General features: G+C 69.5%; 27 protein-coding genes. 24 read left to right on the top strand and 3 right to left on the bottom strand.

Annotated features, from left to right (window positions below):
- Position 1 precedes the first annotated feature (1 nt).
- The 4 genes from ACZ6ZD_RS05540 to ACZ6ZD_RS05525 all read left to right on the top strand — a co-directional run bounded on the left by ACZ6ZD_RS05540 (position 2) and on the right by ACZ6ZD_RS05525 (position 3,583).
- Positions 2–1,078, top strand: coding sequence for a WD40/YVTN/BNR-like repeat-containing protein (locus ACZ6ZD_RS05540; RefSeq protein ID WP_465668634.1), 1,077 nt, complete (start codon positions 2–4; stop codon positions 1,076–1,078).
- Positions 1,075–1,878, top strand: a complete 804-nt coding sequence (locus ACZ6ZD_RS05535) for an endonuclease/exonuclease/phosphatase family protein (protein WP_465668633.1) — start codon at positions 1,075–1,077, stop codon at positions 1,876–1,878. The genes ACZ6ZD_RS05540 and ACZ6ZD_RS05535 overlap by 4 nt, the downstream gene beginning before the upstream one ends.
- A 196-nt stretch (positions 1,879–2,074) precedes the next feature.
- Positions 2,075–3,382, top strand: coding sequence for a C40 family peptidase (locus ACZ6ZD_RS05530; RefSeq protein ID WP_465668631.1), 1,308 nt, complete (start codon positions 2,075–2,077; stop codon positions 3,380–3,382).
- A gap of 39 nt (positions 3,383–3,421) precedes the next feature.
- Positions 3,422–3,583: a hypothetical protein gene (locus ACZ6ZD_RS05525; protein WP_465668629.1), complete on the top strand. Its 162-nt coding sequence runs from the start codon at positions 3,422–3,424 to the stop codon at positions 3,581–3,583.
- A gap of 9 nt (positions 3,584–3,592) precedes the next feature.
- Here ACZ6ZD_RS05525 and ACZ6ZD_RS05520 read toward each other — a convergent pair whose 3' ends face one another.
- Positions 3,593–4,081, bottom strand: coding sequence for an inorganic diphosphatase (locus ACZ6ZD_RS05520; RefSeq protein ID WP_465668627.1), 489 nt, complete (start codon positions 4,079–4,081; stop codon positions 3,593–3,595).
- A 50-nt stretch (positions 4,082–4,131) separates the two neighbouring features.
- Between ACZ6ZD_RS05520 and dacB the strand changes: the two genes are divergently transcribed.
- The 15 genes from dacB (at position 4,132) to ACZ6ZD_RS05445 (ending at position 17,212) form a co-directional block, all read left to right on the top strand.
- Positions 4,132–5,475: a D-alanyl-D-alanine carboxypeptidase/D-alanyl-D-alanine endopeptidase gene (dacB, locus tag ACZ6ZD_RS05515; protein WP_465668625.1), complete on the top strand. Its 1,344-nt coding sequence runs from the start codon at positions 4,132–4,134 to the stop codon at positions 5,473–5,475.
- 40 nt (positions 5,476–5,515) lie between these two features.
- Complete coding sequence (locus ACZ6ZD_RS05510) at positions 5,516–6,610, top strand: zinc-dependent metalloprotease (protein ID WP_465668624.1); 1,095 nt, start codon at positions 5,516–5,518, stop codon at positions 6,608–6,610.
- Between the two features lie 58 nt (positions 6,611–6,668).
- Positions 6,669–7,619, top strand: a complete 951-nt coding sequence (tilS, locus tag ACZ6ZD_RS05505; protein WP_465668622.1) for a tRNA lysidine(34) synthetase TilS — start codon at positions 6,669–6,671, stop codon at positions 7,617–7,619.
- A gap of 5 nt (positions 7,620–7,624) precedes the next feature.
- Entirely contained in the window at positions 7,625–8,179 is a 555-nt protein-coding gene (hpt, locus tag ACZ6ZD_RS05500; protein WP_465668620.1) for a hypoxanthine phosphoribosyltransferase, read from the top strand.
- A gap of 174 nt (positions 8,180–8,353) precedes the next feature.
- Complete coding sequence (ftsH, locus tag ACZ6ZD_RS05495) at positions 8,354–10,393, top strand: ATP-dependent zinc metalloprotease FtsH (protein ID WP_465668618.1); 2,040 nt, start codon at positions 8,354–8,356, stop codon at positions 10,391–10,393.
- A gap of 64 nt (positions 10,394–10,457) precedes the next feature.
- Positions 10,458–11,030: a GTP cyclohydrolase I FolE gene (folE, locus tag ACZ6ZD_RS05490; RefSeq protein WP_465668616.1), complete on the top strand. Its 573-nt coding sequence runs from the start codon at positions 10,458–10,460 to the stop codon at positions 11,028–11,030.
- Positions 11,031–11,171: 141 nt separating this feature from the next.
- Complete coding sequence (locus ACZ6ZD_RS05485) at positions 11,172–12,314, top strand: S1 family peptidase (RefSeq protein WP_465668615.1); 1,143 nt, start codon at positions 11,172–11,174, stop codon at positions 12,312–12,314.
- A 118-nt stretch (positions 12,315–12,432) separates the two neighbouring features.
- On the top strand, positions 12,433–13,230 hold the full coding sequence (folP, locus tag ACZ6ZD_RS05480) for a dihydropteroate synthase (RefSeq protein ID WP_465672628.1): 798 nt from the start codon (positions 12,433–12,435) through the stop codon (positions 13,228–13,230).
- On the top strand, positions 13,227–13,700 hold the full coding sequence (locus ACZ6ZD_RS05475; protein WP_171675110.1) for a nuclear transport factor 2 family protein: 474 nt from the start codon (positions 13,227–13,229) through the stop codon (positions 13,698–13,700). The genes folP and ACZ6ZD_RS05475 overlap by 4 nt, the downstream gene beginning before the upstream one ends.
- Entirely contained in the window at positions 13,697–14,086 is a 390-nt protein-coding gene (gene folB, locus ACZ6ZD_RS05470; protein WP_171675109.1) for a dihydroneopterin aldolase, read from the top strand. Before ACZ6ZD_RS05475 ends, folB begins: the two co-directional genes overlap by 4 nt.
- Positions 14,083–14,640, top strand: coding sequence for a 2-amino-4-hydroxy-6-hydroxymethyldihydropteridine diphosphokinase (folK, locus tag ACZ6ZD_RS05465; RefSeq protein WP_171675108.1), 558 nt, complete (start codon positions 14,083–14,085; stop codon positions 14,638–14,640). The genes folB and folK overlap by 4 nt, the downstream gene beginning before the upstream one ends.
- The gene (locus tag ACZ6ZD_RS05460; RefSeq protein ID WP_465668612.1) at positions 14,640–15,161 is read left to right on the top strand and encodes a DUF3180 domain-containing protein; all 522 of its coding nucleotides are present in this window, start codon (positions 14,640–14,642) and stop codon (positions 15,159–15,161) included. The genes folK and ACZ6ZD_RS05460 overlap by 1 nt, the downstream gene beginning before the upstream one ends.
- An 11-nt stretch (positions 15,162–15,172) precedes the next feature.
- Positions 15,173–15,613 (top strand): hypothetical protein, encoded by a 441-nt coding sequence (locus ACZ6ZD_RS05455; RefSeq protein WP_465668610.1) that lies wholly within the window; start codon positions 15,173–15,175, stop codon positions 15,611–15,613.
- A 42-nt stretch (positions 15,614–15,655) separates the two neighbouring features.
- A complete protein-coding gene (locus ACZ6ZD_RS05450) occupies positions 15,656–16,447 on the top strand; it encodes an inositol monophosphatase family protein (RefSeq protein WP_465668608.1) in 792 nt (263 codons plus the stop codon).
- A 48-nt stretch (positions 16,448–16,495) separates the two neighbouring features.
- Positions 16,496–17,212: an NADPH-dependent F420 reductase gene (locus ACZ6ZD_RS05445; protein WP_465668606.1), complete on the top strand. Its 717-nt coding sequence runs from the start codon at positions 16,496–16,498 to the stop codon at positions 17,210–17,212.
- 4 nt (positions 17,213–17,216) lie between these two features.
- On the opposite strand, the gene ACZ6ZD_RS05440 is transcribed toward ACZ6ZD_RS05445, so the two are convergent.
- Positions 17,217–18,416 (bottom strand): NADH-quinone oxidoreductase subunit D, encoded by a 1,200-nt coding sequence (locus tag ACZ6ZD_RS05440; RefSeq protein ID WP_465668604.1) that lies wholly within the window; start codon positions 18,414–18,416, stop codon positions 17,217–17,219.
- A gap of 26 nt (positions 18,417–18,442) precedes the next feature.
- Here ACZ6ZD_RS05440 and ACZ6ZD_RS05435 point away from each other — a divergent pair, with 26 nt between their 5' ends.
- Both ACZ6ZD_RS05435 and ACZ6ZD_RS05430 read left to right on the top strand, forming a co-directional pair.
- Entirely contained in the window at positions 18,443–18,931 is a 489-nt protein-coding gene (locus ACZ6ZD_RS05435; RefSeq protein ID WP_465668602.1) for a PH domain-containing protein, read from the top strand.
- Positions 18,928–20,286 (top strand): PH domain-containing protein, encoded by a 1,359-nt coding sequence (locus ACZ6ZD_RS05430; protein WP_465668600.1) that lies wholly within the window; start codon positions 18,928–18,930, stop codon positions 20,284–20,286. The genes ACZ6ZD_RS05435 and ACZ6ZD_RS05430 overlap by 4 nt, the downstream gene beginning before the upstream one ends.
- Here ACZ6ZD_RS05430 and ACZ6ZD_RS05425 read toward each other — a convergent pair.
- Positions 20,283–21,173, bottom strand: a complete 891-nt coding sequence (locus ACZ6ZD_RS05425; RefSeq protein ID WP_465668598.1) for an SAM-dependent methyltransferase — start codon at positions 21,171–21,173, stop codon at positions 20,283–20,285. The two genes, ACZ6ZD_RS05430 and ACZ6ZD_RS05425, sit on opposite strands and share 4 nt — an antisense overlap.
- A gap of 1 nt (position 21,174) precedes the next feature.
- Between ACZ6ZD_RS05425 and ACZ6ZD_RS05420 the strand changes: the two genes are divergently transcribed.
- The 3 genes from ACZ6ZD_RS05420 to panC all read left to right on the top strand — a co-directional run bounded on the left by ACZ6ZD_RS05420 (position 21,175) and on the right by panC (position 25,746).
- Positions 21,175–23,967, top strand: coding sequence for an AAA family ATPase (locus ACZ6ZD_RS05420; protein WP_465668596.1), 2,793 nt, complete (start codon positions 21,175–21,177; stop codon positions 23,965–23,967).
- Between the two features lie 97 nt (positions 23,968–24,064).
- Positions 24,065–24,922, top strand: coding sequence for a Rossmann-like and DUF2520 domain-containing protein (locus ACZ6ZD_RS05415; protein WP_465668594.1), 858 nt, complete (start codon positions 24,065–24,067; stop codon positions 24,920–24,922).
- Complete coding sequence (panC, locus tag ACZ6ZD_RS05410; protein WP_465668592.1) at positions 24,919–25,746, top strand: pantoate--beta-alanine ligase; 828 nt, start codon at positions 24,919–24,921, stop codon at positions 25,744–25,746. Before ACZ6ZD_RS05415 ends, panC begins: the two co-directional genes overlap by 4 nt.
- Positions 25,747–25,768: the final 22 nt, after the last annotated feature.

The raw sequence follows: 25,768 nt of genomic DNA, 5'->3' as shown, positions 1-25,768 counted from the left end.
CATGAGATTCCTGCGTGTGGCCGCAATCGCGGCAGGAGGTCTGATGGTGGTGACACAGCTGTCACCGGCCCAGGCGAGTGGCGGACCGTCGTACCGATGGAACTTGACGCCTACGGGGAGTACGGCGCAGTTCCGCGGGTTGTCGGCGGTCAGCAAGGACATCGCCTGGGTCGGTGGCTCCCAAGGACAAGTGCTGCGCACGCTGGACGGCGGTCGGCACTGGCAGAACGTGAGCCCGCCCGGCGCCGAGGCGCTGCAGTTCCGCGACGTGCACGCGTTCGACGCCAAGCGGGCCGTGATCCTCTCGATCGGGACCGGTACCGATTCCCGCGTCTACCGGACGGCGGACGGCGGCAAGAGCTGGACCGAGACGTTCCGCAACCCGGACGCGAACGCGTTCTACGACTGCCTCGCTTTCAACGACGACCGCAACGGCCTCGCGCTCAGCGACCCGGTCGACGGCAAGTTCCGGATCGCCGCGACCGCGGACGGCGGCCGGTCCTGGAAGGTGCAGCCGAATGCCGGGATGCCGGCCGCGCTGCCCGGTGAGTTCGCCTTCGCCGCGAGCGGGACCTGCCTGGTCGCCGGCCGCGGCCGGACGGCGTGGTTCGCGACCGGCGGCGGCGACCGGCCGCGGGTGTTCCGGACGTCGGACGGCGGCCGGCGCTGGTCGGTCACCGACTCGCCGATGGCCAGCGGCGCCGCGGCCGGCATCTTCAGCCTCACCTTCCGCAACTCGCTGTTCGGCGTCGCCGTCGGCGGTGACTTCGAGAAGCCGACCGAAGCCGTGAAGGCCGCCTCGATCACGTACGACGGCGGCCGCACCTGGAAGCTGGTTCCGGCCGCGAAGGCGCCGAAGGGCTACCGGAGCGGATCGACGTACGTGCCTTGGTCGCCGTTAACGGTGATCGCGGTCGGGCCGTCCGGGAGTGATGTCAGCCGGGACGGCGGCCGGAGCTGGAAGCAGTTCTACGACGGCAGCTTCGACAGCGTCGAGTGCGGTGGGCACGGCGTACGGGCAGGGTGCTGGGCTTCCGGCGCCAAGGGTGCGGTTGCACGACTGGAGGTCGGACGATGAAGCGGGCGCTGGTATTGCTGGTTGCTGTGCTGATGGCTGTACCGATGACGGCGTCCGCTGTGCCGGACCGCAGCCGGTCGGTGACCGTGATGTCGTACAACATCCACCACGGCGCCGGTACGGACGGCGTCCTCGATCTGGAGCGGATCGCCGCGTTAATCGAGCAGAACGGCGCGGACGTCGTCGGGCTGCAGGAGGTCGATCGGCACTGGAGCGAGCGCAGCAACTGGGTCGACCAGCCCGCCTGGTTCGCGAAGCGGCTCAAGATGCACTACGCGTACGCCGCCAACCTCGACCTGCCGCCGCTGAACCCGGGGGAGCCGCGGCGTCAGTACGGGACGGCGATCTTGTCGAAGTTCCCGATCAAGAACTTCCAGAACACGCCGCTGCCGTTGTATCCGGGCAGTGAGCAGCGCGGGCTCGCGGTCGCCACGCTCAAGGTTCGCGGCGCCGAGCTGCGGTTCGCGAACACGCACCTGACCAACATCAACCCGCCGGAGCGGCTGGAGCAGGCGCAGAAGGTGGTCGAGCTGCTCGGGACGCCGAAGCGGGCGACGCTGCTCGTCGGCGATCTGAACGCGCGGCCCGATACGCCCGAGCTCGAGACGCTGACCGATGTCCTGGCCGACACCTGGACCGAGGTCGGCGTCGGGCCTGGGTACACGAGCCCGGCGGACAACGCCACGGCCCGGATCGACTACCAGCTGCACAGCCGGCAACTGCGGCCGTTACGGGCCTCCGTACCGGTCAGCCCGGCCTCCGACCACCTGCCGGTCGTTGCCTCGTTCAACCTTCGCTGAACCTCGATTCAGCATCGCGGCGCCCCCAGCTCAGGCTGGCGGGCGCCGTTTTCTTGGAATTACAAGCTTGTAGTTTGTCAAGTCGACACGCAGGTGAAACAAAGATACTTGTGTGAAAACTGTTCCCAATGGGGCTCAGGGCAACTAGTGTCACGTATGTGGTCCAGGAGGGCCAATTGGCGGAAGGGACGACCTCATGCGGACACTGCTCCCGGGTGTGTTGACGGTCTGTCTGGCCGGTTCGCTGACGATCGTGCCGGTGACGGCGCAGGCGAAGCCGGAGCCGCCGGTGATTCCTTCCAAGGCAGCAGTCGAGCGGGCCAAACAGGCCGCCGCCGACAAGGCCGGTCAGGTCAAGGCGATCGAGCAGCAACTGGCCGCGGCGGAGGCCCGGCTGGAGCGGCTCGGCATCCAGTCCGGGATCGCCGCCGAGGCGTACAACGGAGCCGTCTATCGGCTGGAGCAGGCTCGTAAGGACGCCGCCGCGGCGGCGGCGCGGGCCGCGAAAGCCCAGAAAACCCTGACGGAGCAGCGACAGCAGATCGGCCGGTTCGCGGCGGCGTCGTACCAAGGCGGCGGCGATATCGCGAAACTCGGCCCGCTCTTCACCGCCGACGGGCCGCAGCAGCTGCTCGACTCGGCCGGCGCCGCGCATTCGGTGTCGTCCGCGATGCAGGGCTCGTACCTGCGCTACTCGGCGTCCCAGGTGGTCACGAATCTGTTCAAGGTCCAGGCCGATCAGGCCGTGGTCAAGGTGAAGCACGCGACCGACGAGGCCGCGAAGGCGAAGCAGGCGGCCGAGGCGGCCGAGCGCGCGCAGTCCGCGGCGGTCACCGCGATGGGCGTCCAGCGACAGAAGTCGATCGCCCAGCTCGCCGTCCTGCAGAACACGTCCGTCCAGGTGGCCGCGCAGCGGCAGCGGGGGCTCGAGGAGCTTGCGCGACAGCGCGCCGCCGCTCTCGCCGCGAAGAAGGCCGCCGAGCTACGGCGCAAGATCGCCGCGCGGGAGGCCGCCGAGCGTGCCCGCGAGGCGGCCGAGAAGGCCCGTGAAGAGCGCGAGGAGCGCGAACAGGGCAAGAAGCCCGGTAAGAAGAAGCCGCGGAAGGAGCGTCCCGGCGGCGGCAACGGCGGTCACGGCCGGGGCGCTCAGGCGGCGATCAACTTCGCGCTCGCGCAGCGCGGCGACATGTACCTCTGGGGCGGCACGGGCCCGTCCCGCTGGGACTGCTCCGGCCTGATGATGGGCGCGTGGAAGCGGGCCGGCGTCCAGCTGCCGCACTACAGCGTCGCCCAGTACGAGCAGACCCGGCACATCGACGAGGACGAGCTGCGCCCGGGCGACCTGATCTTCTGGTCGATCGACCCGGACAACCCGGCCACCATCCACCACGTCGGGATGTACCTCGGCGACGGCCGGATGATCCACGCCCCTCGCTCGGGCAAGCCGGTCCAGATCCAGAGCGTCTACTACTGGGAGCCGCCGGACTTCTTCGGCCGGCCCTGAAGCACCGCGGGACCGAACCATCGCAGGACGGGGATGCACGTGACGAAACGCAACCGAGCAGTGTGGACCGCGGCGCTCTCCCGGCTCCGCCCGGGCCTCCGGCGCAGAGCGCCGCTACCGGCCCCGGCGCCCGCGCCGCCGGTCATTGCCGACAGCAACGACGACCGGGAGTACGCGTCGTACTCCCTGGTCGGCTGGTAGTCGCTGGGGTCAGTGACCCTCGGTCTTGAGCCGGGCGAACGAGGCGCTGATCTCGGCCTCGGCGTCCGAGCGGCCGACCCAGGTCGCGCCCTCGACGGACTTGCCCGGCTCGAGGTCCTTGTAGACCTCGAAGAAGTGCTGGATCTCCAGGCGGTCGAACTCCGGCACGTGGTGGATGTCGCGCAGGTGCTCCTGGCGCGGGTCGCCGGCCGGGACGCAGAGGACCTTGTCGTCCGGGCCCTTCTCGTCGGTCATCCGGAACATGCCGATCGCCCGGGCCTTGATCAGGCAGCCGGGGAAGGTCGGCTCGGTCAGCAGGACGAGCGCGTCCAGCGGGTCGCCGTCCTGGCCCAGGGTGTCCTCGATGAAGCCGTAGTCGGACGGGTACTGAGTGGCCGTGAACAGGGTGCGGTCGAGCCGCAGCCGGTTCGTCTTGTGGTCCAGCTCGTACTTGTTGCGGGTGCCCTTGGGGATCTCGATGAAGACGTCGAACTCCATACGGCAGATACTGTCACGGTTCGGACCGACCAAATGACAGGAGCAGCCCGGTGGCCCGTCCTCCTCGTGCGGTGTTCGTCACGCTGCTCGCCTCGGCCTTGTGTCTCGGCCTGGCGGGCGGAGCGGGCGCCGTACCCGGATCTGTGCAGTCCGCGCCGCCTGTCCTCGCTCCGGCGACGGCGGAGGGTGCCGCGCCGACTGCGCTCGGTGTGCAGAAGGCGCTGGCCGCCATCCTCGCGGACCCGGCGCTGGGCAAGCACCGCGGCGTCTACGTGTACGACGTCGCCCGGGAGAAAGTGGTGTACGCCACCGGAGCATCGACTCCGTACACCCCGGCGTCCACCCTCAAGCTGCTGACGACGGTGTCGGCGCTCGCGACGCTCGGTCCGGAGCACCGGTTCAGCACCAAGGTGGTCAGCGGTGGCAAGGGCTCGATCGTGCTGGTCGGCGGTGGTGACCCGTTGCTGACGGTGAAGTCATCGGCGAAGGACGGCTATCCGACCCGGTCGACCCTGCAGGCCCTGGCCGCCAGCACGGCGAAGGCGCTGAAGGCCGAGGGGACGACCACCGTCTCCCTCGGGTACGACGCCTCGCTGTTCACCGGTCCGGCCGGGAACGCGCGCTGGGAGCCCAACTACCTGCCGGAGGGCATCGCGGCCCGGACGTCGGCGCTGTGGGTCGACGAGGGTCGGATCGCGCGCGGAATGGCCAAGCGATCCGAGTCGCCGGCGCAGGCGGCGGCTGGGTGGTTCGCCAAGCTTCTGATCGGCAACGGCATCAAGGTCACCGGTACGGCCAAGCCGAAGACCGCACCGGCCGGTGCGGAGGCGCTGGCGCGGGTGGCGTCGCCGACTGTCGGTCAGATCGTCGAATACGTGAACTTGCACAGTGACAACGACGGTGCGGAGGTTCTGCTCCGTCATGTCGGGCTGGCGACCAAGAACGGCGGCTCGTACACCGGTGGCGCCAAAGGGGTCGAGCAGACGCTCACCAAGCTCGGGCTCGACGTCGACAAGTCCTCGATCTACGACGGCAGCGGGCTGACCCGGACGAACAAGGTCACGCTCGACGTGCTGGCCGGTGCGGTCCGAGTGGCGGCTTCGAAGGACCACCCGGAGCTGCGGCATCTGCTGACCGGGCTTCCGGTCGCCGGCTTCACCGGGAGCCTGGAGGAGCGCTTCGGCTCCGGTGGCGCCGGCCCTGGGACCGGTCTGGTCCGTGCGAAGACCGGGACGCTGACCGGCGTCCACAGTCTGGCCGGGATGGTCCGGACGCGCAGCGGGACGGTGCTGGCCTTCGCTGTGGCCAGTGACAGCGTTCCGGTGCCGAAAACGCTCGATGCGCGTGCTGCGCTGGACCGTGCGGCAGCCGCGTTGGCCGCTTGTGGGTGCTGACCTAGCTGCCGAGGCTTGTTCCTGCGACTAGTGTCGACGTATGAGTACGGCGGAAGGCGATACAGCGGCTGAGATGGTCGACTGGCAGCTGGCGACCGGTGTGGCCCGACGGCTGCTGCGTCCGGGGCCGGTGGTCAGCCGCGCCGAGGCAGAGCAGGTAGTTGCCGAGCTGCGGCAGTTCGCGGCCGACTCCGAGCATCACGTGCGTGAGTTCACCGGTCTGCAGGCCACGTCGGCCACTGCGCCGGTTGTGATCGTGGACCGGCCCGGCTGGGTCCAGGCGAACGCGGACGGCTTCCGGACCGTGCTGAAGCCGCTGACCGACAAGCTGCGCGAGAAGGCCGACCGGACGAACGGTCTGTCGTCAGCGGTCGGGTCGCGGGTGACAGCGATCGAAGCGGGCGCTCTGCTCGCGTTCATGTCCTCTCGGGTGCTGGGTCAGTTCGACCCGTTCTACCCGGCTGAGCCGGACCCGACGCGCCCTGGGCTTACTGGGCGGCTGCTGCTCGTCGCACCGAACGTGATGCACGTGGAGTCCGAGCTGGGCGTCGTACCGCGGGACTTCCGGTTGTGGGTCTGTCTGCACGAGGAGACGCACCGGGTGCAGTTCACCGCGGTGCCGTGGTTGCGGGACCACCTGCGCTCCGAGATCGGGCTGTTCCTCGACCAGGCCGAGCTGGACGCTTCGGCGTACGCCGCGATGTTCCGGGAGGCCGTGCAGCGGCTGGGGCGTTCGGTCCGAGGTGAGGCCGAGCTGAGCCTGGTCGACCTGATGCAGTCGCCGGAGCAGCGCGCCGTGCTGGACCGGCTGACCGCGGTCATGTCGCTGCTGGAAGGACATGCGGACTTCGTGATGGACGGCGTCGGGCCGTCGGTCATTCCGACCGTGGACGCCATCCGGTCCAAGTTCACCTCGCGGCGGCAGAGCGGGAACCCGGTCGACCAGCTGCTGAAGAAGCTGCTCGGTCTGGACGCGAAGCTGCGGCAGTACAAGGACGGCGCCGCGTTCGTCCGGCGGGTCGTCGACCAGGTCGGTATGGACGGGTTCAACCGGGTCTGGACCGGCCCGAACACGCTCCCGACCAAGAACGAGATCGCGAATCCCGATGCCTGGATCACCCGACTCCACGGCTGACGTCGCTGGAGAGCGGAGGGGGCGGCTGCATCCGGCGATTGCTCGGGTTCGGGAGGCCGTGCGGACCGCGCTGGCCGATCTGCCGGCTGGGACGACGGCTCTGGTCGCCTGCTCCGGTGGCACCGACTCGCTGGCGCTCGCTGCCGCTACCGCGTTCGCAGCGCCGAAGCTTGGGGTGCGAGCGGGGGCGGTGATCGTCGACCACGGCCTGCAGCCGGACTCCGCACGGACGGCGGAGATCGCGGCCGAGCAGTGTCGCGGGCTGGGTCTCGACCCGGTTCAGGTGCGCGCGGTGGAGGTCGGCAGCGAGGGTGGACCGGAGGCGGCCGCCCGGACGGCCCGGTACGACGCGCTGCGGGCGGCTGCCGATGAGTTCGGGGCGGACGTCGTCCTGCTCGCTCATACCCGGGACGATCAGGCTGAGACCGTTCTGCTCGGGCTGGGGCGGGGCTCGGGTGCTCGGTCGCTGGCTGGGATGGCGGCGGTGGCTGGTCTGCTCCGGCGTCCACTGCTGGAGGTGCCGCGTTCGACGACGGCCGCTGCCTGTATCGCTTCCGGGCTCCGCCCGTGGCACGACCCGCACAACGACGATCCGACGTACACCAGAGTGCGCGTGCGTCACGAGGTGCTGCCGGTGCTCGAAGAGGCGCTTGGGCCCGGTGTGGTCGAGGCGCTTGCCCGTACGGCCGGCCTCCTCCGAGCGGACGCCGATGCGCTCGACCAGCTCGCTGCGGACCTCGCCGAGACCGCAGTACGCCGTACCGATGGTGAAGTGCACTGTGAGGTCGGGGCGCTCGCCGACGAGCCTGTTGCGCTCCGCACCCGCGTACTGCGCCAGGCCGCCCTGGAGGCCGGTTCGAAGGCCACCGACCTCACCGCCGGCCACGTCGCCGCCGTCGACGCGCTCGTCACCGACTGGCGCGGCCAGCGCTGGATCGACCTCCCCCAAGGAGTCCGCGCCGTCCGCCGGGGCGGATTCATAATCCTGGGCGCGGATGTGACAGGCTGAACCCCGTGGATGCTTCGGACATCGAGAAGGACCTGGCTCAGATCCATTACACCGAGGAGCAGATCCTGGGGAAGCTCCAGGAGCTGGCCACGCGGATCGAGCAGGACTACGAGGGCAAGGACCTCCTCATCGTCGGCGTCCTGAAGGGCGCCGTGATGGTGATGGCCGACCTGGCCCGCTCGTTCACCCGGCACGTCGAGATGGACTGGATGGCCGTCTCGTCGTACGGCTCGGGGACGAAGTCCTCCGGGGTGGTCCGGATCCTCAAGGACCTGGACACCGACATCAACAACCGGCACGTGCTGATCGTCGAGGACATCATCGACACCGGTCTGACGCTGACCTGGCTGGTCAGCAACCTGCAGTCCCGCGGCCCGGCCTCGGTCGAGATCTGCACCGCGTTCCGCAAACCGGACGCGGCCGCCAAGATGGCGCTGCCGGTGAAGTACGTCGGGTTCGACCTGCCGGACGAGTTCGTCGTCGGGTACGGGCTCGACTACGCGGAGAAGTACCGGAACCTGCGCTGCGTGGGCACGCTGGCGCCGCACGTCTACTCCTGAGCACCCTGCTCCGGCGGACTTGGTGACAGCCTGTACAACAGGTCGTACCGTCCAATCCTGACCCTCGTGCCGTGTTGTCTTGTGCGACACGAGACACTTGGACTGGTGTTACCGTCTCAAGCCCGCGAAACCCGGGCCTGCCGAGCTAGGAGGGACGGGGCGTAGGCCTCGATCATGGACGTGAAGCGTATCTTCCGCGGACCCCTGTTCTGGATCGTCATCGCCTTCTTGGGCGTGCTGGTGATCGGGCAGCTCCTGACCGGCTCGTCCGGATTCAAGGCCCAGCCGACCGGTGAGGTCGTCAAGGTGATCAAGCAGGCTACCGACGCCCCGGCGGGTCAGAAGGTGATCAAGAACATCACCCTGATCGACCCGAACCAGGAGATCCGGCTCGAGAAGACCGACGGGACCAAGATCCGGGCCTTCTGGGTCGACGGCCAGGCCAACGCGCTCGGCACCCAGCTGCAGCAGCTGTACCAGGACGGCAAGGTCGACAAGTACAACGTCGAGAACCCGAAGCCGAGTTTCATCGGCCAGGTGTTCCAGACGCTGATCCCGTTCCTGCTGATCGCCGTGGTCTTCATCTTCTTGATGAACTCGATGCAGGGCGGCGGCTCGCGGGTGATGAGTTTCGCGAAGTCCAAGGCGAAGCTGATCACCAAGGACACCCCGAAGACCACGTTCGCCGACGTGGCCGGCTGTGACGAAGCGATCGAGGAGCTCGGCGAGATCAAGGAGTTCCTCCAGGAGCCGGGCAAGTTCCAGGCCGTCGGCGCCAAGATCCCCAAGGGCGTGCTGCTCTACGGCCAGCCCGGTACCGGTAAGACCCTGCTGGCCCGCGCGGTCGCGGGGGAGGCCGGCGTCCCGTTCTACTCGATCTCCGGTTCGGACTTCGTCGAGATGTTCGTCGGCGTCGGCGCGTCCCGGGTCCGGGACCTGTTCGAGCAGGCCAAGACGAACGCCCCGGCGATCGTGTTCATCGACGAGATCGACGCCGTCGGCCGGCACCGCGGCGCCGGCATGGGCGGCGGTCACGACGAGCGTGAGCAGACGCTGAACCAGCTGCTCGTCGAGATGGACGGCTTCGACGTCCGCGGCGGCGTCATCCTGATCGCGGCCACCAACCGGCCCGACGTCCTCGACCCGGCGCTGTTGCGCCCGGGCCGTTTCGACCGGCAGATCGCCGTCGACGCGCCGGATCTGCCCGGTCGCGAGCAGATCCTCAAGGTGCACGCCCGCGGTAAGCCGATGTCCCAGGACGTCGACCTGACGGCGGTCGCCCGCCGGACGCCGGGGTTCACCGGCGCTGACCTGGCCAACGTGCTGAACGAGGCGGCCCTGCTGACCGCCCGCTCGAACATGCAGGTGATCGACAACAACGCGCTGGACGAGGCGATCGACCGCGTGATCGCGGGCCCGCAGCGCCGGACGCGCCTGATGTCCGACAAGGAGAAGGTGCTCACGGCGTACCACGAGGGCGGGCACGCCCTGGTCGCCGCCGCGCTGCCGCACTCCGACCCGGTGCACAAGGTGACGATCCTGCCGCGCGGCCGCGCGCTGGGGTACACGATGGTCCTGCCGGACGAGGACAAGTACTCGACCACCCGGTCGGAGATGCTCGACAAGCTGGCCTACATGCTCGGCGGCCGGGCGGCCGAGGAGATGGTCTTCCACGACCCGACCACCGGCGCCAGCAACGACATCGAGAAGGCGTCGGCGCTGGCCCGCGCGATGGTCACCCAGTACGGCATGACCGAGCGGCTGGGCGCGATCAAGTTCGGCTCCGACAGCAGCGAGCCGTTCCTGGGTCGCGACTTCGGCAGCCAGCGCAACTACTCCGAGGAGATCGCCGCGGCGGTCGACGAGGAGGTCGGCAACCTGATCCTGAACGCGCACCAGGAGGCCTTCGACATCCTGGTCGAGAACCGCGCGGTGCTCGACCACCTGGTCGAGGAGCTGCTCGAGAAGGAGACCCTGGACAAGGCGCAGATCGCCGAGATCTTCGTCCCCGTGGTCAAGCGCGACCGGCGACCGGCCTGGACGGGCTCGTCCACCCGGATCCCGTCCGACCAGCCGCCGGTGATGCCGCTGCCGGCCCGCTCGCCGAACGGCTCGCTGAGCGACGTCCTGCCGGGCGGCACCGTCGGCCCGGACGAGAACGTCCTCCCGCCGAACTACGGCAGCGGGCCGACGCCGCCCTCGCCGAACGAGTAAGACCGATCACCACCGACAGCGCCGCCATCCAAGTGATGGCGGCGCTGTTGTTTAGGGTGGCCGTATGACGTCGCCTGGGTTCGACCACGAGCGGGCCGAGCGGGCCGTCCGGGAGCTGCTGTTCGCGATCGGCGAGGACCCGGACCGCGACGGGCTGCGGGACACCCCGGCCCGGGTCGCCCGCTCGTACGCCGAGATCACCGCCGGGCTCGGCCAGCGGGCCGCGGACGTGCTGAGCACCACCTTCGAGCTCGAGCACGACGAGATGGTCCTGGTGAAGGACATCGAGGTGTGGAGTATCTGCGAGCACCACCTGGTGCCGTTCACCGGCGTCGCGCACGTCGGCTACATCCCGAACCGCGACGGCCGCATCACCGGCCTGTCCAAACTGGCCCGCCTCGTCGACGTCTACGCCAAGCGCCCCCAGGTCCAGGAACGCCTGACCACCCAGGTCGCCGAGTCCCTGGTCGAGCTCCTCGAACCCCGCGGCGTGATCGTCGTCATCGAGTGCGAACACCTCTGCATGACGATGCGCGGCGTCCGCAAACCCGGCGCCAAGACCATCACCTCCGCCGTCCGCGGCCAGCTCCGCAACCCCGTCACCCGCGCCGAAGCCATGAGCCTCATCGTCGGCTGAGTTCCGGCCGTAGCCCGCACCGGACCTCGATCGTTGGGGATTGTGAGCTGGTGGCTGTGGACATTCCGTTGCGTTGCCGTTACTTTCCGTAGGGGCGTTCGTTCGACGGGGACCGGGCGCCGGCCGTGAGGAGGACAAGGAATGTCGGGGCGTTACCGGGTCGGCGCCGCACTCGCCGGCGCTGCAGTACTCACCGCGGCGGGGTTGGTGGCCGCGAGCTGGGCCACCGCTGATGATCGAGGTACCGCGGCCGCGCCGCGGGTGGAGCCGACCAAACTGGTCGGGAAGTCGCCGCTGGCGGCCGCGGACGCGGTCGAGGCGCAGGTCGGGCAGCGGGCGGTCGGGACGTACTACGACTCCACGGGTGAGCTCGTCGTCGCGGTGTCGGATGCCGCGACCGCGGAGCTGGTCCGGGCGGCCGGCGCGGTGCCGAAGCTGGTCCGGCACACCGCGGCCGAGCTGGGCGCCGTCCAGGCCGCGCTGAACAAGCTCGCCGACCGGCAGACGGCCGGCAAGGTCCGCTCCTGGTACGTCGATCCGATCAGCGGAACGGTCGTCGTCAGCGTGCCCAAGGGCGCGCGGGATGTCTTCACCGAGCGATTCCTGCGCCGCGCCAAGGAGTACGGCGACCAGGTCACCGTGCGAACGGCGTACGGCAAGGTGGTGCCGACGGCTGACGACTTCAGCCTGCGCGGCGGCTTCCAGGTCGACAAGAACACCGGCTACGTCTGCTCGCTCGGCTTCAACGCCCGGAACAGCAAGGGCACCCGGATCTTCCTGACCGCCGGCCACTGCACCTCCGGCAAACCCTCCTTCTCCCGCAACGGCTACATCCTCGGCAACACGCTCACCTCGAGTTTCCCGGGGAACGACTACGGCTCGGTCGACGTGATCGAGGGCTGGGACCAGCAGGGCTACATCGAGGGCTGGGGCCGCGGCAACATCGCCGTCCACGGTTACACCAACGCGACCGTCGGCGCCGAGGTCTGCAAATCGGGGAAGAGCACCGGCTGGTCCTGCGGCCGGATCGTGGCCCGCAACGTCACGGTCAACTACGGCAACAACAAGGTCGTCCGCGGCCTCTTCCAGCACACCGCGTGCGTGAAGTCGGGTGACTCCGGTGGCGCGACCATGACGGGGAACTGGGCGCAGGGCATCACCAGCGGCGCCGCGCTGATCGACGGCAAGTGTCTGGACCAGTACGACCGGGCCAACGAGTCCTACGCGCAGCCGATCGGCGAGGCCTTGCAGGCCACCCAGTCCGAGCTGGTCCTCGGCAGCTGACGCCGCGTTCCGGGTAGCTGATTCCGCCAGTGTCCCAGCCGCCCACTACGGTGGGCGGGTGGGAATCGGCTCGCGGGGTCAGGTGGACGGATTACCGGTACTGGACCGGTGTCTCGTCATGGGCGTGGTGAACGTGACGCCGGACTCCTTCTCCGACGGCGGCGAGTGGTTCGAGCCGGCCGCCGCGATCAAGCACGGCCGGGAGCTGCTGGCCGCGGGCGCCGACCTGCTGGACGTCGGCGGCGAGTCGACCCGCCCTGGGGCAGCTCGGCCGGAGCCGGCCGAGGAGATCCGCCGGGTGCTGCCGGTGATCGAGACGCTGGCCGCCGAGGGCGCGCTGATCTCGGTCGACACGATGCGCTCCGAGGTCGCGGCCCTCGCGCTGGACGCCGGCGCCGCGGTGATCAACGACGTGTCCGGCGGCCAGGCCGATCCCGAGATGCTCGCGCTGGTCGCCGAGCGCCGGACGCCGTACATCTGTATGCACTGGCGAGGGCACTCGATCGACATGCAGAACCAGGCCGAGTACGGCGATGTCGTCGCCGAGGTGATCGCGGAGCTGGCCGACCGGATCACCGCGATGCGGGCGGCCGGCGTCGACCTGGGCCGCGTCGCGCTGGACCCGGGCCTCGGATTCGCGAAGAACGCCGACCACAACTGGGAGATCCTGCGCCGGCTGCGGGAATTCGGCGTCCTGGGACGGCCGTTACTGATCGGTGCGAGCCGGAAGGCGTTCCTGGGTAGGCTGCTGGCCGACGAGCAGACCGGCGAGCCCAGGCCCGCCGTCCGACGAGACGATGCGAGCGCGGCTGTTTCCGCCCTGGCCGCCGCGGCAGGAGCCTGGTGTGTCCGGGCCCACGCCGTGGCGCCGAGCGTGGACGCGGTCCGGGTGGCGAAGAGATGGGGAACCGTATGACGGAAGGGTCCGCCAACCCGCGGCCGGGTGACGGCGCGCGCGGTGCGACCGTCGAGGACGTCGTGCTGAACGCGAACACCGCGTTCTACAACGCCTTCGAGGCCGGCGACCTGGATCTGATGGCGGCCGTCTGGCTGCCGGAGCCCGACCCGGTCTGCATCCATCCGGGGAACGCGGCCATCTCCGGCTACTCGGAGATGATGCGGGCCTGGGCGATGATCTTCGCGAACACGCCGTACATCCAGTTCTTCCTGACCGATATCTCGGTACGGGTGGATGAAGACGTGGCGTACGTCACGTGTACGGAGAATGTCCTGTCGTCGGGTGAAGGCGCCCCCGAGGAAGGATTCGCGGGGGGTAAGGCGCTCGCGACGAACGTCTTCCGCAGAACTTCGTCCGGCTGGCGGTTGTGGATCCACCATGCCTCCCCGGTACTGTCGTCTGGGGGTCAACAGGAGGAGGCGGAATGAGCGGGCCCTTGGCCTCCCCTGACGTGATCGAGATCCGTGGTATCCGAGGGTTCGGGCGCCATGGGGTCTTCGAGCACGAACGGGCCGACGGGCAGGAGTTCGTCGTGGACGTCCGGCTGGAGCTGGACACCCGGCCCGCGGCGGCCTCCGACGACCTGGCCGACACCGTGAACTACGGCGTGGTCGCCGAGCAGGTGCACCAAGCGATCGAGAACGACCCGGTGGATCTGATCGAGACCCTCGCCCAGCGCATCGCCGACCTGTGTCTCGCCGACCGGCGGGTGACAGCGACCGCGGTGACCATCCACAAACCCTCGGCGCCGATCTCGGTGCCGTTCGACGACGTTGTCCTGACCGTGCAGCGCAGAGCCGGAGAATCCTCGTGACCGAGACCCCAAGTCCTTACGTCATCGACGCGGACACCCTGAGCGGTGGCCTCAAGCCGATCCGCCAGGTGATCCTGTCGCTCGGCAGCAATCTCGGCGACCGTGAGGCGAATCTGCAGGGCGCGATCGACGCGCTGCGGGACACCCCGGACGTCGTCGTCGTCGATGTCTCGCCGGTCTACGAGACGCAGCCGATCGGCGGTCCGGAGGAGTCCGGCCCGTACCTGAACATCGTCCTGCTCGCCGACACCACGCTGTCGGTCGACCTGCTGCTGGACCGCGCGCACGCGGTCGAGCAGGCCTTCGGCCGGGAGCGCAGCGTGAAGGGCGCGCCGCGGACGCTGGACGTCGACCTGATCACCTACGGCAAGAAGACGATCGAGTCCGACGAGCTGACCATCCCGCACCCGCGGGCGCACGAGCGCGCGTTCGTGCTGGCGCCGTGGCTCGACATCGAGCCGGACGCCGAGCTGCCCGGGCACGGCCCGGTCGCGGAGCTGCTGGGCAAGGTCGGCACCGACGGGGTGTCCAAGCTCGACCTCGAGCTCCAGTAGTGGCCACCGGCGGTCCCGAGTCCGGCCGGGCGCCTGGTTCCGGTAAGGAGCCGCCCCGCCCGGGCTCGGTACGGCCGACGTCGCGCCGGCTGCTGGTCGCGATCGCCGTCCTGTGCACGGCGATCGGCTTCACGCTGGTGCGGGCGATCGAGGCCGGCGGCGGCGTCGCGCCGGCGGTCTCCTGGCTGACGCTGTTCGCGTGGGCCTTCCTGGCCGCGCTGCTGTTCGCGGCGGCGCGGAACACCCATCAGCGGGTGCAGGTGCGGCGGGAGCGGGTCGAGGCGTCCCGCGCCGTGTTCTTGTTGCTGATCGGAAAGGCGAGCGCTTTCGTCGGCGCGTTGTGCACCGGTGTGTACGCAGGGTTCGCGTTAAGCTTCCTGAGAGGCGTGAGCGCCTCCGGACCTCGTAACAGAGTGATCATGGCCGGCCTCGCCGCCGTGATCTCGGTGCTGGTCGTCACGGCCGGATTATTGCTGGAACGTGCGTGTCGTATTCCCGAGGACCCCGACGAGACCGCCTAACATGACGGTCCATGGGGTCAAGGGGTAGCCGCCGTCGAACCAGGACCACCGTTCTCACCGTCGCCAACGCGCTGCTGATCGTCGTCAGTCTCGGTGTCAGCGTGGCGCTGTTCACGCAGAACACCTGGGTTCTCCGTGGCGCGGCGATCGCCGCCGTCGCGGTGGCCGTTGCCGCCTCGGTGCTGTTCCGCCACCAGTTGCTGGTCGAGCGGCTGGCCCACGCCGACGAACGTGTGCAGGTCGCGCAGGAGTACTCGCGGATCACCAGCGCCCGCGTCGTCGAGAACGCCGAGTTCGTCGACCTGATGCAGCGCCGCCTGGACAAGATCGACGCCCGGCTGGACAAGATCGACGAGGAGGTCGCCACGGTCGTTGCCGCCGGCGACAAACACTCCCAGGCCGACGCACCCACCGTGGTCGATCTCAAGCTGCGTGGTCTAGCCGCCTCGTAAGACTCGGCAAACGCGTTCCGTGACTCAGGTAGGTTCTGGGGCGTGGACCTTTCTCAGCTGCTGAGCGTCGCCCAGGCCGCCGTCGACCAGGGACGGACCGTGACGGACTCCCGGGGCCCGGGGGAGCTCACCTTCAAGGGCGACCGGGACATGGCCTCCGAGGTCGACTTCGCGGTCGAGCGGAAGATCCGCGAGTTCCTGGAGCGGGAGACGCCGCAGATCGGTATCCAGGGCGAGGAGGAGGGCGGCCCGACCGAGGGCACCCGCTGGGTCCTGGACCCGATCGACGGCACGGTGAACTTCGTCCACGGGACGCCGTTGTGGGCGATCTCGCTCGGCCTGATCGTCGACGACCGCGCGGTGGCCGGTGTGATCGACCACCCGCCGCTCGGCACCCGGTACGCCGCGGCCGAGGGCGTCGGGGTCACCTGTAACGGCAAACCCATCCAGGGCAGTCAGGCGACCACGCTGAACGAGTCCCTGATCGCGATGGGCGACTACGCGATCGGCCCGCACGCCGGTGACCACAACCCGGCGCGGACCGAGCTCCACAACCTGCTCGTCCCGCGGGTCCAGCGGCTCCGGATGATCGGGACGGCGGCGACCGCGCTGACCTGGACCGCGAACGGCTTCTTCGACGCCACGATCATGTACTCCAACAAGCCGTGGGACACGATGGCCGGCGTCGCGATCTGCCGGGAGGCGGGTCTGCAGGTCCTGGACCTCGACGGCACGCAGCACTCGCCCGCCTCCCGCGGGACGTTCGCGGTGGCGCCGGGCCTGGCCGCCGAGCTCACCGACCTGATCGCGCGATCCGGAGTCCGCGGTATCTGATTCGCCGAAACCGAAATAGCGGAGGCACCCCGCCGGTTGTCCTCTCGTATGACTACTTTGGGAATCATCGGCAGCGGCAACATCGGCACGGTTGTCGCGAAGCAGGCTGTCGCGGCCGGATATGACGTGGTGCTGGCGAACTCGCGCGGGCCGGAGAGCCTGCGCGAGAAGGCGGCCGAGCTCGGCGTCCGGGCCGGTACGGCGGTCGAGGCCGCCGAAGCAGGGGACATCGTCGTGGTGTCGATTCCGCTCGGCCGGTACGCCGAACTCCCGGCCGAGCAGCTGGCCGGCAAGGTCGTGATCGACACGCTGAACTACTACCCGAGCCGGGACGGCCGGATCGCCGAGCTGGACGACGAGGCGACGACGACCGCCGAGCTCGTCCAGCGGCACCTCAAGGACTCCCGCACGGTCAAGACCTTCAACAACATCACTTCCGTCCACCTGGAGTCGCTCCCGCGTCCGGCCGGCGCTGCCGACCGCAGCGCGCTGCCGCTGTCCGGCAACGACCCGCAGGCGCGCGCGACCGTGGTGGAGCTGCTCGACAAGCTGGGCTGGGACGCCGTCGACGTCGGCCCGCTGACCGAGAGCTGGCGGCACGAGCCCGAGACCGGCGTCTACGTCGATCCCTACCTCGGCGCCGGCGTCACCTTCCAGGACCTGATCGGCGGCGCCCAGGACGCCGGCTCACCCGCACCGGCCGCCGACATCGAGAAGCTGATCGCCGCCGCGCACCGCCCGCCGGTCCGCGACCGCCAGTTCTAGCTCGTCACTTGTCGATGTCGCCGACGACGAAGAACATGCTGCCGAGGATGGCGATCATGTCGGGGATCATCGTGCCGGGGAGCAGCGCGGGGAGGGCGGAGATGTTGTTGAAACTCGCCGAGCGCAGCTTGAGCCGCCACGGGGTCTTGTCGCCGCGCGAGACCAGGTAGTAGCCGTTGATGCCGAGCGGGCTCTCGGTCCAGGCGTAGGTCTGGCCCTCGGGAACCTTGAGGATCTTGGGGAGCCGGGTGCTGACCGGGCCGGCCGGCATCGCGGCCAGCCTGTCCAGGCAGGCGTCGACCAGGTCGAGGGAGACCTTGACCTGGTCGAGCAGGACGGCGAACCGGGCGTAGCAGTCGCCGTCCGGCCGGGTGACGACCCGAAGCACGTCCTGGAGCTCGCCGTAGGCCAGGTAGGGCTCGTCGCGGCGCAGGTCGGCGTCCACGCCGGAGGCCCGGGCGATCGGGCCGGAGACGCCGTACTGGGCGACGAGCTCGGGGGAGAGCTTGCCGACGCCGACGGTCCGGGCGCGGAAGATCTCGTTGCCGAGGACGAGGTTCTCGATATCGGGCAGCCGGTTGCGGACGGCGGCGGACGCCTGCGCCGTCCGGCCGAGCCAGCCCTGCGGCAGGTCCTCCTTGAGGCCGCCGACGCGGTTGAACATGTAGTGCATCCGGCCGCCGGACAGCTCCTCCAGAACGGCCTGAACGGTCTCCCGCTCGCGGAACGCGTAGAACACCGGTGTGATCGCGCCCAGCTCCAGCGGGTAGGAGCCGAGGAACATCAGGTGGTTGAGGATGCGGTTCAGCTCGGCCAGCAGGGTGCGCAGCCAGACCGCGCGGACCGGCACCTCCAGCCCCATCATCCGCTCGACGGCCATCACCACGCCGAGCTCGTTGGCGAACGCCGACAGCCAGTCGTGCCGGTTCGCCAGCACGATGATCTGCCGGTAGTCGCGGACCTCGAACAGCTTCTCCGCGCCCCGGTGCATGTAGCCGACGATCGGCTCGCAGCCCGCGATCCGCTCGCCGTCCAGCGTCAGCCGCAGCCGCAGGACGCCGTGCGTCGCCGGATGCTGCGGACCGATGTTGAGCACCATGTCCGTGGTCGCCAGCTGCGAGCCGCTCCCCGTCCCGCCCCGCTCGTACGCCGGGTCGAATCCAGCCGCTCCCGCGCCCAAGCCGACCACTCGTTCCACGCTCATGACCACTATCGTGACAGGCTTGGGGCGTGGACGACCTCTTCGCACCCTCCGATGTCAGCTGGACGCCGGTCTCACCGCAGCTGGCGACCGTTCGTCGCGTGACGGCGGCGATCATGTACGGCCTGCTGGCGATCGTGGCGTTGCTGGCGCTCGGGCTGACGCTGAGCTGGCTGTGGGGCGGGCTGGCGGTTGTGGTGGTCGCGGCGGCGTTCGTGTGGTCGTGGGTGCTGATCGGCCGCAACCAGCGTTCCTGGAAGTACGCCGAGCGCGACGACGAGCTGATGGTCAGCCACGGGGTCCTGTTCCGGGAGCTGATCGTGGTGCCGTACGGGCGGATGCAGTTCGTCGACGTCACCGCCGGGCCGCTGGAGCGCGCCTACGGGATCGCCACGGTCGAGTTGCACACCGCGACGCCGGCCACCGACGCGAAGATTCCCGGCCTGCACCCGGACGAGGCGAGCCGCCTGCGTGACCGGTTGTCCGCCCTCGGCCAGGCGCAGGCGTGGGGCCTGTGACCGAGCCGACCCCGCAACCGCCGACACCGGAGCCGATGCCGCCGGCTCAGCTGGAGCCGACCGGCGCGCGGCTGCATCCGCTGACGCCGTTCGTGAAGGGCTGGGGGTACTTCGTCGGCGGCGGCCTGATCCTGGTGAACAACGAGAGCCTGCGGAGCAATCTGGAGATCGCGGGGATCGGTCTGCTCGGCGTCCTGCTCGGCGGTATCGCGCTCGGCGCGCTGTCCTGGTGGTTCACCAAGTGGCAGCTGACCAACGACGCGATCCGGGTCGACAGCGGCTTTCTGTTCCGCCGGACGCGGATCATCCGCTTCGACCGGATCCAGGCCATCGACGTCGCGCAGCCGTTCGTCGCCCGGATCTTCGGTATGGCCGAGCTGCGGATGGACGTCGCCGGCGGCGGTAAGAGCGATGGCAAACTGAGCTACTTCCGGTACGCCGAGGCGGGCGAGCTCCGCACGCTGCTGCTGGTCCGGGCCAAGGGCGAGCAGGTCGCCGAGCAGCAGCTCGAGCAGCCGGAGCCGGAGGCGCTTCTGGTCGTTCCGACCAGTCGGCTGCTCGGTGCGACCTTACTGTCCTCCACGGTCATCGGCAGCGCGGGCGCGCTGATCTGGCTGATCGTCGCGACCATGGTGCTCGACTTCCACATCGGTCTGTTCGCCGGTCTGCCGCTGCTGCTCGGTGTCGTGCAGCCGATCTGGAAGCAGGTCGTCGGCAACCACGGCTTCACGCTCTCCCAGACGGACCACGGGCTGCGCACCAAGCGCGGCCTGTTCGACGTCCAGCGCCAGACCATCCCACCGGGCCGCGTCCAAGGCTTGCTGATCACCGAACCGCTGATCTGGCGGCTGCTGGGCTGGTCCCGCGTCGAGCTGGACATCGCCGGCGTCGCAGGTAAGGACGACGGCGAAGACGAGCTCCAGGGCGCGCAGCTGCTCCCGGTCGGCGAACGTGCCGAAGTGGCCGCAGTCCTCGCCCGTGTCCTCCCCGGCTTCAACCTGGACGCCATCCAGCTGCAGCGCGCTCCTGAGCGGGCCAAATGGCTGCGGCCGATCGGCTGGCGGTTCCTGGCCTACGGCGCCGACGACCAGGTCTTCCTCACCACCTCCGGCTGGGTGAGCCGCCGGACGTCGATCGTCCTGCACCACAAGACGCAGTCCGTCCGCCTCGCGCAGGGGCCCTTGCAGCGCAAGCTCAACCTGGCCGACGTGCACATCGACACCCCGCTGGGCCCGACGAACGCTGTCGCGCTGCATCGCGATGTCAACGAGGCTGCCTGGCTCACCGACGCCCAGTCGAACCAGGCCCGCCAGGCGCGGCAAGCGATCGAGACCACCCGCCCGCACGACTCCTAGTAGCCGGTAACGACCCAGCCGAAGTGGCCGAGGCCGGCGCGGTCGAGTAGCTCGGCCGCCTCACCGGCTGCGGACAGAGCGGTCAGATAGCCGTGCGGGTCCGTGGTGGCTTGCTCCAAGGGCGGACGGCGAGCGGAGACACCCAGCTGGGTGAGGGCATCGTGCTGGGTCACTAGACGGCCGTTGACGGCTTCGGCGAGTGAGTCCAGGGCTACGTGGGCGGTGAGGTCGCAGGTGCCGTCAGGAGTCGGTGGGCACTCGCGGCCGGCGCGGAAGCCGGTGAGAGTGCCGTACGGCGGGCGGTCCGCCGCGGTATGGCCGTAGTCGATCGCCACGGCGACGCCGTCGAGTCGAGCGACCACCTCGGCCCAGGCGGTGTCGCGGGGCAAGCCGATCTCGGCGCGGTCGCCCGGCTCACCAGGCCACCATTTCCGCAACCACTCCAGGTCGTTGCCCTCGACAACATCACCAAGACTCAGCTCGGCCGTCAGATAACGCGGTACGCCGTCGTCGTCCCACTCGGCCAGCTCGCAGGGCACGTTGTCGAGCCATTCGTTGGCGATCACCAGACCGGTGAGCTGGTCGGGCAGCTCGTCGTCCAGCTCGATCTCGCGTACCTGCAAGCTTTCGGCGCGCAGTACGGCGGCCAGGTCACCGGAGCCGGAGGCGATATCGGTGACCTGGGCGGCGCCGACCTGGCGGGCCAGTCGAGCGATGGCCTGGCCGAACAGCGGCGACACGTGCACCGACGTCCGGAAGTGGGCGGCGGGGCGTTCGCGGCGGTAGAAGCCGTCCGGACCGTACAGGGCGTGCTGCCAGGCGGTGCGGAAGGTGTCGGTCATCAGCTGCCGTTCGACGTGGACCAGGCTGATCCTAGGATCGACCATTATGTCGCGACTGCCTGCCGAGCTGGACGTTCTCTTCACCGGTGCGCCGGTTCTGCACATCTTCGGCGTGGGCGACCCCTGGCAGTACCCGGAGGGCTGGCTGGAGGAGACGCGGGCCAAGGCGCACGAGCTGATCCGGACGCCGGCGTTCGCCGAGGTGTTCACCACCCGCAAGGGCTCGTTCGTCACACCACTGCCGATGCTCGCCAGCGCGTTCTACGACCTGGTCTGGACGCTTCATCCTCCGTTGGCCCTAATGGTCGGGCCAGGCCGCGATCTGTACAGCCAGTGCACCGGTCCGTATCTGACGAAGCAGCCGACGCTGGTCAAGCCGTACCGCAGCTGGACCAGTAACAACCTCGGTACGTCGACGCCGCCGCAAGAATTCACCACGGTCGAGGGCAACGCGTTGCAGCGCGAGCGGCTGGTCGAGTTCTACGTAGCCGCCCTGAAGCTGTTCGAGGGCGTATCGCCGCTGGAGCCGCGGCGGAAGGTGCTGAGTGACCTGTGGGGTCGCGTACAGCGGGACGAGCGGCTGTGGTCGGCGCACCGGACGGCTTCCCGAAGTGACCTGATCACGTTGTGGCAGACCGAGCTCTTCGCGGATGACGCGGCGTTCGCGCAGTTCCCCGAGCAGACGCCCAGCCCGCTCAACCTGTTGCGGGTCGCGGTCGCACGTCTCGAAGCGGCGCACACTGCGATCGCAGGAGTGACGCCGGAGAACGACCGTAGCTTTGCCGAGACGCTGGCTTCGCTGATCCATCAGGTCAAGGTGACCGAGGTGCCTGCCGGTTTGTCGTACACCGTGCTCGGCAGCGACGGCGCTGCGGAGGTGCAGCGGCTGTTCGAGCAGCAGACGGATGCTGTTGATCGGAAGGCCTGGCGGAAACGCCACCAAGCCTGGCTGGCCCGCGCAGTCGAGGCCGGTGCCGCGCGGTTGGGGGAGGAGTGGCTGGCGTCGGTCTACCTTCTCGGCGGCGTGCTGGAAGGGCTACCTGACCGAGCGGTGGAGCCGACCGAGCTGAACATGGTCTCCGGCTTCATGGACTCCCTGCGTGCCGTGCACGACCTGCGGCCACACGTCAGCACACCCCGTCCGATCCCCACGACCCCAGCCGTCGAGGTACTGGAGCCGGAGGCCGATCCGGAGCACGAGCTGGCCCAGCTCATCGGTCTGGAGGCGGTCAAGGCGCAGGTCGCGGAGTTGGTGGCCGAGGCCAAGGTCGCCGGACTTCGCTCAGCGGCCGGAGTGCGCCCACCGGCGCCCAGTCGGCACCTCGTCTTCACCGGCAACCCGGGGACGGGTAAGACGACCGTCGCGCGGCTGCTCGGCGACATCTACCGCAAGTACGGCGCACTGACCTCGGGACACGTGGTCGAGGTCGGCCGGGCGGACCTCGTCGGTGAGTACATCGGAAAGACGGCTCCCCTGGTGGAGGCGGCCGTGGAGCGGGCGCTCGGCGGTGTGCTGTTCATCGACGAGGCCTACTCGCTCGGGTCGGCCAGCGGCCGCGACTACGGTCACGAGGCCCTGGCCGCACTGGTCAAGGCGATGGAGGACCACCGGGAGAACCTGGTCGTCCTGATGGCCGGGTACCCCGGCGAGATGGCGACGATGATCGAGCAGAATCCCGGACTGCGCTCCCGAATCGGCCGAACGCTGCATTTCGCGGACTACTCCGATGACGAGCTGATCGAGATCTTCCGGCTGCTGGCGAGCCGCACCGGCTTCGACGTACCGGCCGAGACGGCTGAGCAGGTCACGTCGACGCTGCGGCGGTTGCCGCGCGCACCTGGGTTCGGAAACGGGCGTGCGGTGCGGTCACTGCTGGAGCAGATGTCAGCGCGCCAGGCGGTCCGTATCGCCGGTCTGACCGACCCGGAGCCCGAGGTGGTCAGAGCGTTGCTGACCGCCGACCTGCCACCGCTGTCCGGTTCTGAGCTGGCGAGTGGCGGCGCCGTCCATGGAGTGGCACCCGAAGCGCAGCTGGAGCGGCTGGTCGGCCTGGCCGAGGTGAAGAAGGTCGCCCGTGAGTTGGCGGCGGAGGCGAAAGCCGAAGTACTCCGAATGCGCGCAGGTATGCCGCCGACCGACCGCACTCGGCATCTGGTCTTTCTGGGCAACCCGGGGACCGGCAAGACCACAGTCGCCCGCATCCTGGCCGGCATCTACCGTGACCTCGGTCTGCTCGGCGCCGGGCAGCTGATCGAGGTCAGCCGGACCGACCTGGTCGCGCAGTACCTCGGTCAGACGGCGCCCCGGGTCCGCAAGGTGGTGCAGCGAGCGCTCGGCGGCGTCCTGTTCATCGACGAGGCCTACACGCTGAACGACCGCCAGGGGTACGGCGCCGAGGCGATCTCGACCCTGGTCCAGGAGATCGAGGAGCATCGTGACGAGCTGGTCGTGGTGATGGCCGGCTACGAGCTCGAGATGCAGGGCCTGCTCGACGCCAACAGCGGACTCCGCTCCCGCTTCCCCACCACGATCACCTTCCCCGACTACAGCCGCGGCGAGCTCGAGACCATCTACAGCGGCCTCGCCGGCACCTCCGGGTACACGCTGGAGCCCGGCATGCTCTCCGCGGTCAGCAGCCTCATCGAGCCCTTCCGGGGCACCCGCGGCTTCGGCAACGGCCGGCTGGCCCGCACCGCCTTCGAGAAGACCATCCTTCGCCAGGCCACGCGCATCACCGCCCTCCCCAACCCCACTCCCGACCAGATCCGCGCTCTCACCCGGGCCGACCTGCCCAGAAACCTGCCCGGCCAGACCGACGACGCCTCGCCCTACCTGTGACTGTGAGCAGGATCGCCACCATGGGGTGAGTTCATCGCCTAGGCTGGCCGGGAGATCGTCTGGTACCCCGTGCGGGACTGGAACGAAGAGAGTGGGTATGGAACGGATCGGCGTGGTTGGAGCCGGCCGGGCCGGGACCGCCTTGGGAGCAGCCTTGGCGGGAGTCGGGTATTCCCTGGTCGGGGTGTCGGCACGGTCGAGTGCGTCGCAGGAGCGCGCCGCCCGGTGGCTGCCGCATGTGCCGGTCTTGTCGCCCGCTGAGGTGACTGCGCGCGCCGAGGTGGTTGTGGTCGCGGTGCCGGATGACGTGATCGCGTCCGTCGTCCAGGAGCTGCCGCTGACCGAGGCGCAGTACGTCGTCCATCTGTCCGGGGCGCACGGGCTGGCGCCGCTGCGAGGTGTTCCGGCCGTTCCGGTAGCGCTGCATCCGCCGATGACGTTCACCGGCGACCTGCCGGATCTGCGCGGGCTGGTGTTCACGGCGACCGCTCCGGAGTCCGCGCGGGCGTTGGTGGCGCGGCTGGTGCAGGCGCTCGACGCTGAGGTGCAGTGGGTGGACGACGCGGAGCGTCCGCGTTACCACGCAGGTGTCGTGCATGCCGCGAACCACCTCACCACACTGCTCGCGCAGGCGTTCGCAGTACTGCGGGAGGCCGGGGTTTCGAATCCTTCGGCAACACTCCGGCCACTCCTGACGGCAACCCTCGACAACACGCTGCGATCCGGTCATCATGCGCTGACCGGGCCCATCGCCCGGGGCGATGTCGACACGGTGGCAGCACATCTCTCGGTACTGCGTGGCCGCACCGCGAGCACGTACGCCGAGCTGGCGCACGCGACCGTGGAGTTGGCGGCGGCGGACGGACGGCTGGATCCGGATCAGGCGGCCCGCTTCGGCGGCCTGCTGGACGGGCACCTGGTGGAGCGGTATCGGACAGGGGAGGCACCGCGATGAGACTGACGCAGACGAAGGCCGAGCTGCGAGCGGCCACGGCGGTGCGGCCCAGAGCGGTCGTCATGACCATGGGCGCGCTGCACGAAGGCCATGCGGCGTTGCTGGCCGAGGCGCGCGAGCGGGTCGGTCCGGACGGCAGCGTGGTGCTGACCATCTTCGTGAATCCGCTGCAGTTCGGCCCGACCGAGGACTTCGACCGCTACCCGCGCACGCTGGCCAGCGACCTCGCGATCGCCAAGAACGAGGGGGTGGACCTGGTCTTCAACCCCTCCCGCGACGAGCTCTACCCGAACGAGCCGTCGATCACCGTGCACCCCGGGCCGCTGGCCGACGAGCTGGAGGGGATGGTCCGACCGGGACACTTCACCGGCGTCCTGACCGTGGTGTCGAAGATGCTGCACCTCACGGCGCCCGATCTGGCGTTGTTCGGCGAGAAGGACTACCAGCAGCTGACGCTGATCCGCGAGATGGTCTGCGACCTGGACTGGAACGTCGACATCGTCCCGGTGCCCACGGTCCGCGAGGCCGACGGTCTCGCTCTGTCGTCACGTAACCGCTACCTCGACGAGACCGAGCGTGACGAGGCCCTGGTCCTGTACCGGGCGCTGACCGCCGGCGCCAAGGCCGGGATGAACGGCCCGGACGCCGTGATGGCCGCGGCCCAGGCCGAGCTGGAGGCCGTCCCGTCGGTCAAACTCGACTACCTCGCGCTCCGCGCCCCCGATCTCGGCCCGGTCATCGGCCCCGGCGAGGCCCGGATGCTGATCGCCGCCCGCGTCGGCCAGACCCGTCTCATCGACAACATTTCCATCACCTTGCGATGAACCTGGTTGATACGGTCAACAA

Source organism: Kribbella sp. NPDC104218 (assembly GCF_055584105.1).
Note: the sequence above shows the minus strand (reverse complement) of the source record. Positions and strands in the feature narration are given on the sequence as shown.

Bases quoted from the DNA above. Each gene is read 5' to 3' on its own strand.
- ACZ6ZD_RS05540 (WP_465668634.1), top strand. From the start codon at position 2: ATGAGATTCCTGCGTGTGGCCGCAATCGCGGCAGGAGGTCTGATGGTG.
- ACZ6ZD_RS05535 (WP_465668633.1), top strand. From the start codon at position 1,075: ATGAAGCGGGCGCTGGTATTGCTGGTTGCTGTGCTGATGGCTGTACCG.
- ACZ6ZD_RS05530 (WP_465668631.1), top strand. From the start codon at position 2,075: ATGCGGACACTGCTCCCGGGTGTGTTGACGGTCTGTCTGGCCGGTTCG.
- ACZ6ZD_RS05520 (WP_465668627.1), bottom strand. From the start codon at position 4,081: ATGGAGTTCGACGTCTTCATCGAGATCCCCAAGGGCACCCGCAACAAG.
- ACZ6ZD_RS05510 (WP_465668624.1), top strand. From the start codon at position 5,516: ATGAGTACGGCGGAAGGCGATACAGCGGCTGAGATGGTCGACTGGCAG.
- ftsH (WP_465668618.1), top strand. From the start codon at position 8,354: ATGGACGTGAAGCGTATCTTCCGCGGACCCCTGTTCTGGATCGTCATC.
- folE (WP_465668616.1), top strand. From the start codon at position 10,458: ATGACGTCGCCTGGGTTCGACCACGAGCGGGCCGAGCGGGCCGTCCGG.
- ACZ6ZD_RS05485 (WP_465668615.1), top strand. From the start codon at position 11,172: ATGTCGGGGCGTTACCGGGTCGGCGCCGCACTCGCCGGCGCTGCAGTA.
- folP (WP_465672628.1), top strand. From the start codon at position 12,433: ATGGGCGTGGTGAACGTGACGCCGGACTCCTTCTCCGACGGCGGCGAG.
- ACZ6ZD_RS05475 (WP_171675110.1), top strand. From the start codon at position 13,227: ATGACGGAAGGGTCCGCCAACCCGCGGCCGGGTGACGGCGCGCGCGGT.
- folB (WP_171675109.1), top strand. From the start codon at position 13,697: ATGAGCGGGCCCTTGGCCTCCCCTGACGTGATCGAGATCCGTGGTATC.
- ACZ6ZD_RS05455 (WP_465668610.1), top strand. From the start codon at position 15,173: ATGGGGTCAAGGGGTAGCCGCCGTCGAACCAGGACCACCGTTCTCACC.
- ACZ6ZD_RS05445 (WP_465668606.1), top strand. From the start codon at position 16,496: ATGACTACTTTGGGAATCATCGGCAGCGGCAACATCGGCACGGTTGTC.
- ACZ6ZD_RS05440 (WP_465668604.1), bottom strand. From the start codon at position 18,416: ATGAGCGTGGAACGAGTGGTCGGCTTGGGCGCGGGAGCGGCTGGATTC.
- ACZ6ZD_RS05425 (WP_465668598.1), bottom strand. From the start codon at position 21,173: ATGGTCGATCCTAGGATCAGCCTGGTCCACGTCGAACGGCAGCTGATG.
- ACZ6ZD_RS05420 (WP_465668596.1), top strand. From the start codon at position 21,175: ATGTCGCGACTGCCTGCCGAGCTGGACGTTCTCTTCACCGGTGCGCCG.
- ACZ6ZD_RS05415 (WP_465668594.1), top strand. From the start codon at position 24,065: ATGGAACGGATCGGCGTGGTTGGAGCCGGCCGGGCCGGGACCGCCTTG.
- panC (WP_465668592.1), top strand. From the start codon at position 24,919: ATGAGACTGACGCAGACGAAGGCCGAGCTGCGAGCGGCCACGGCGGTG.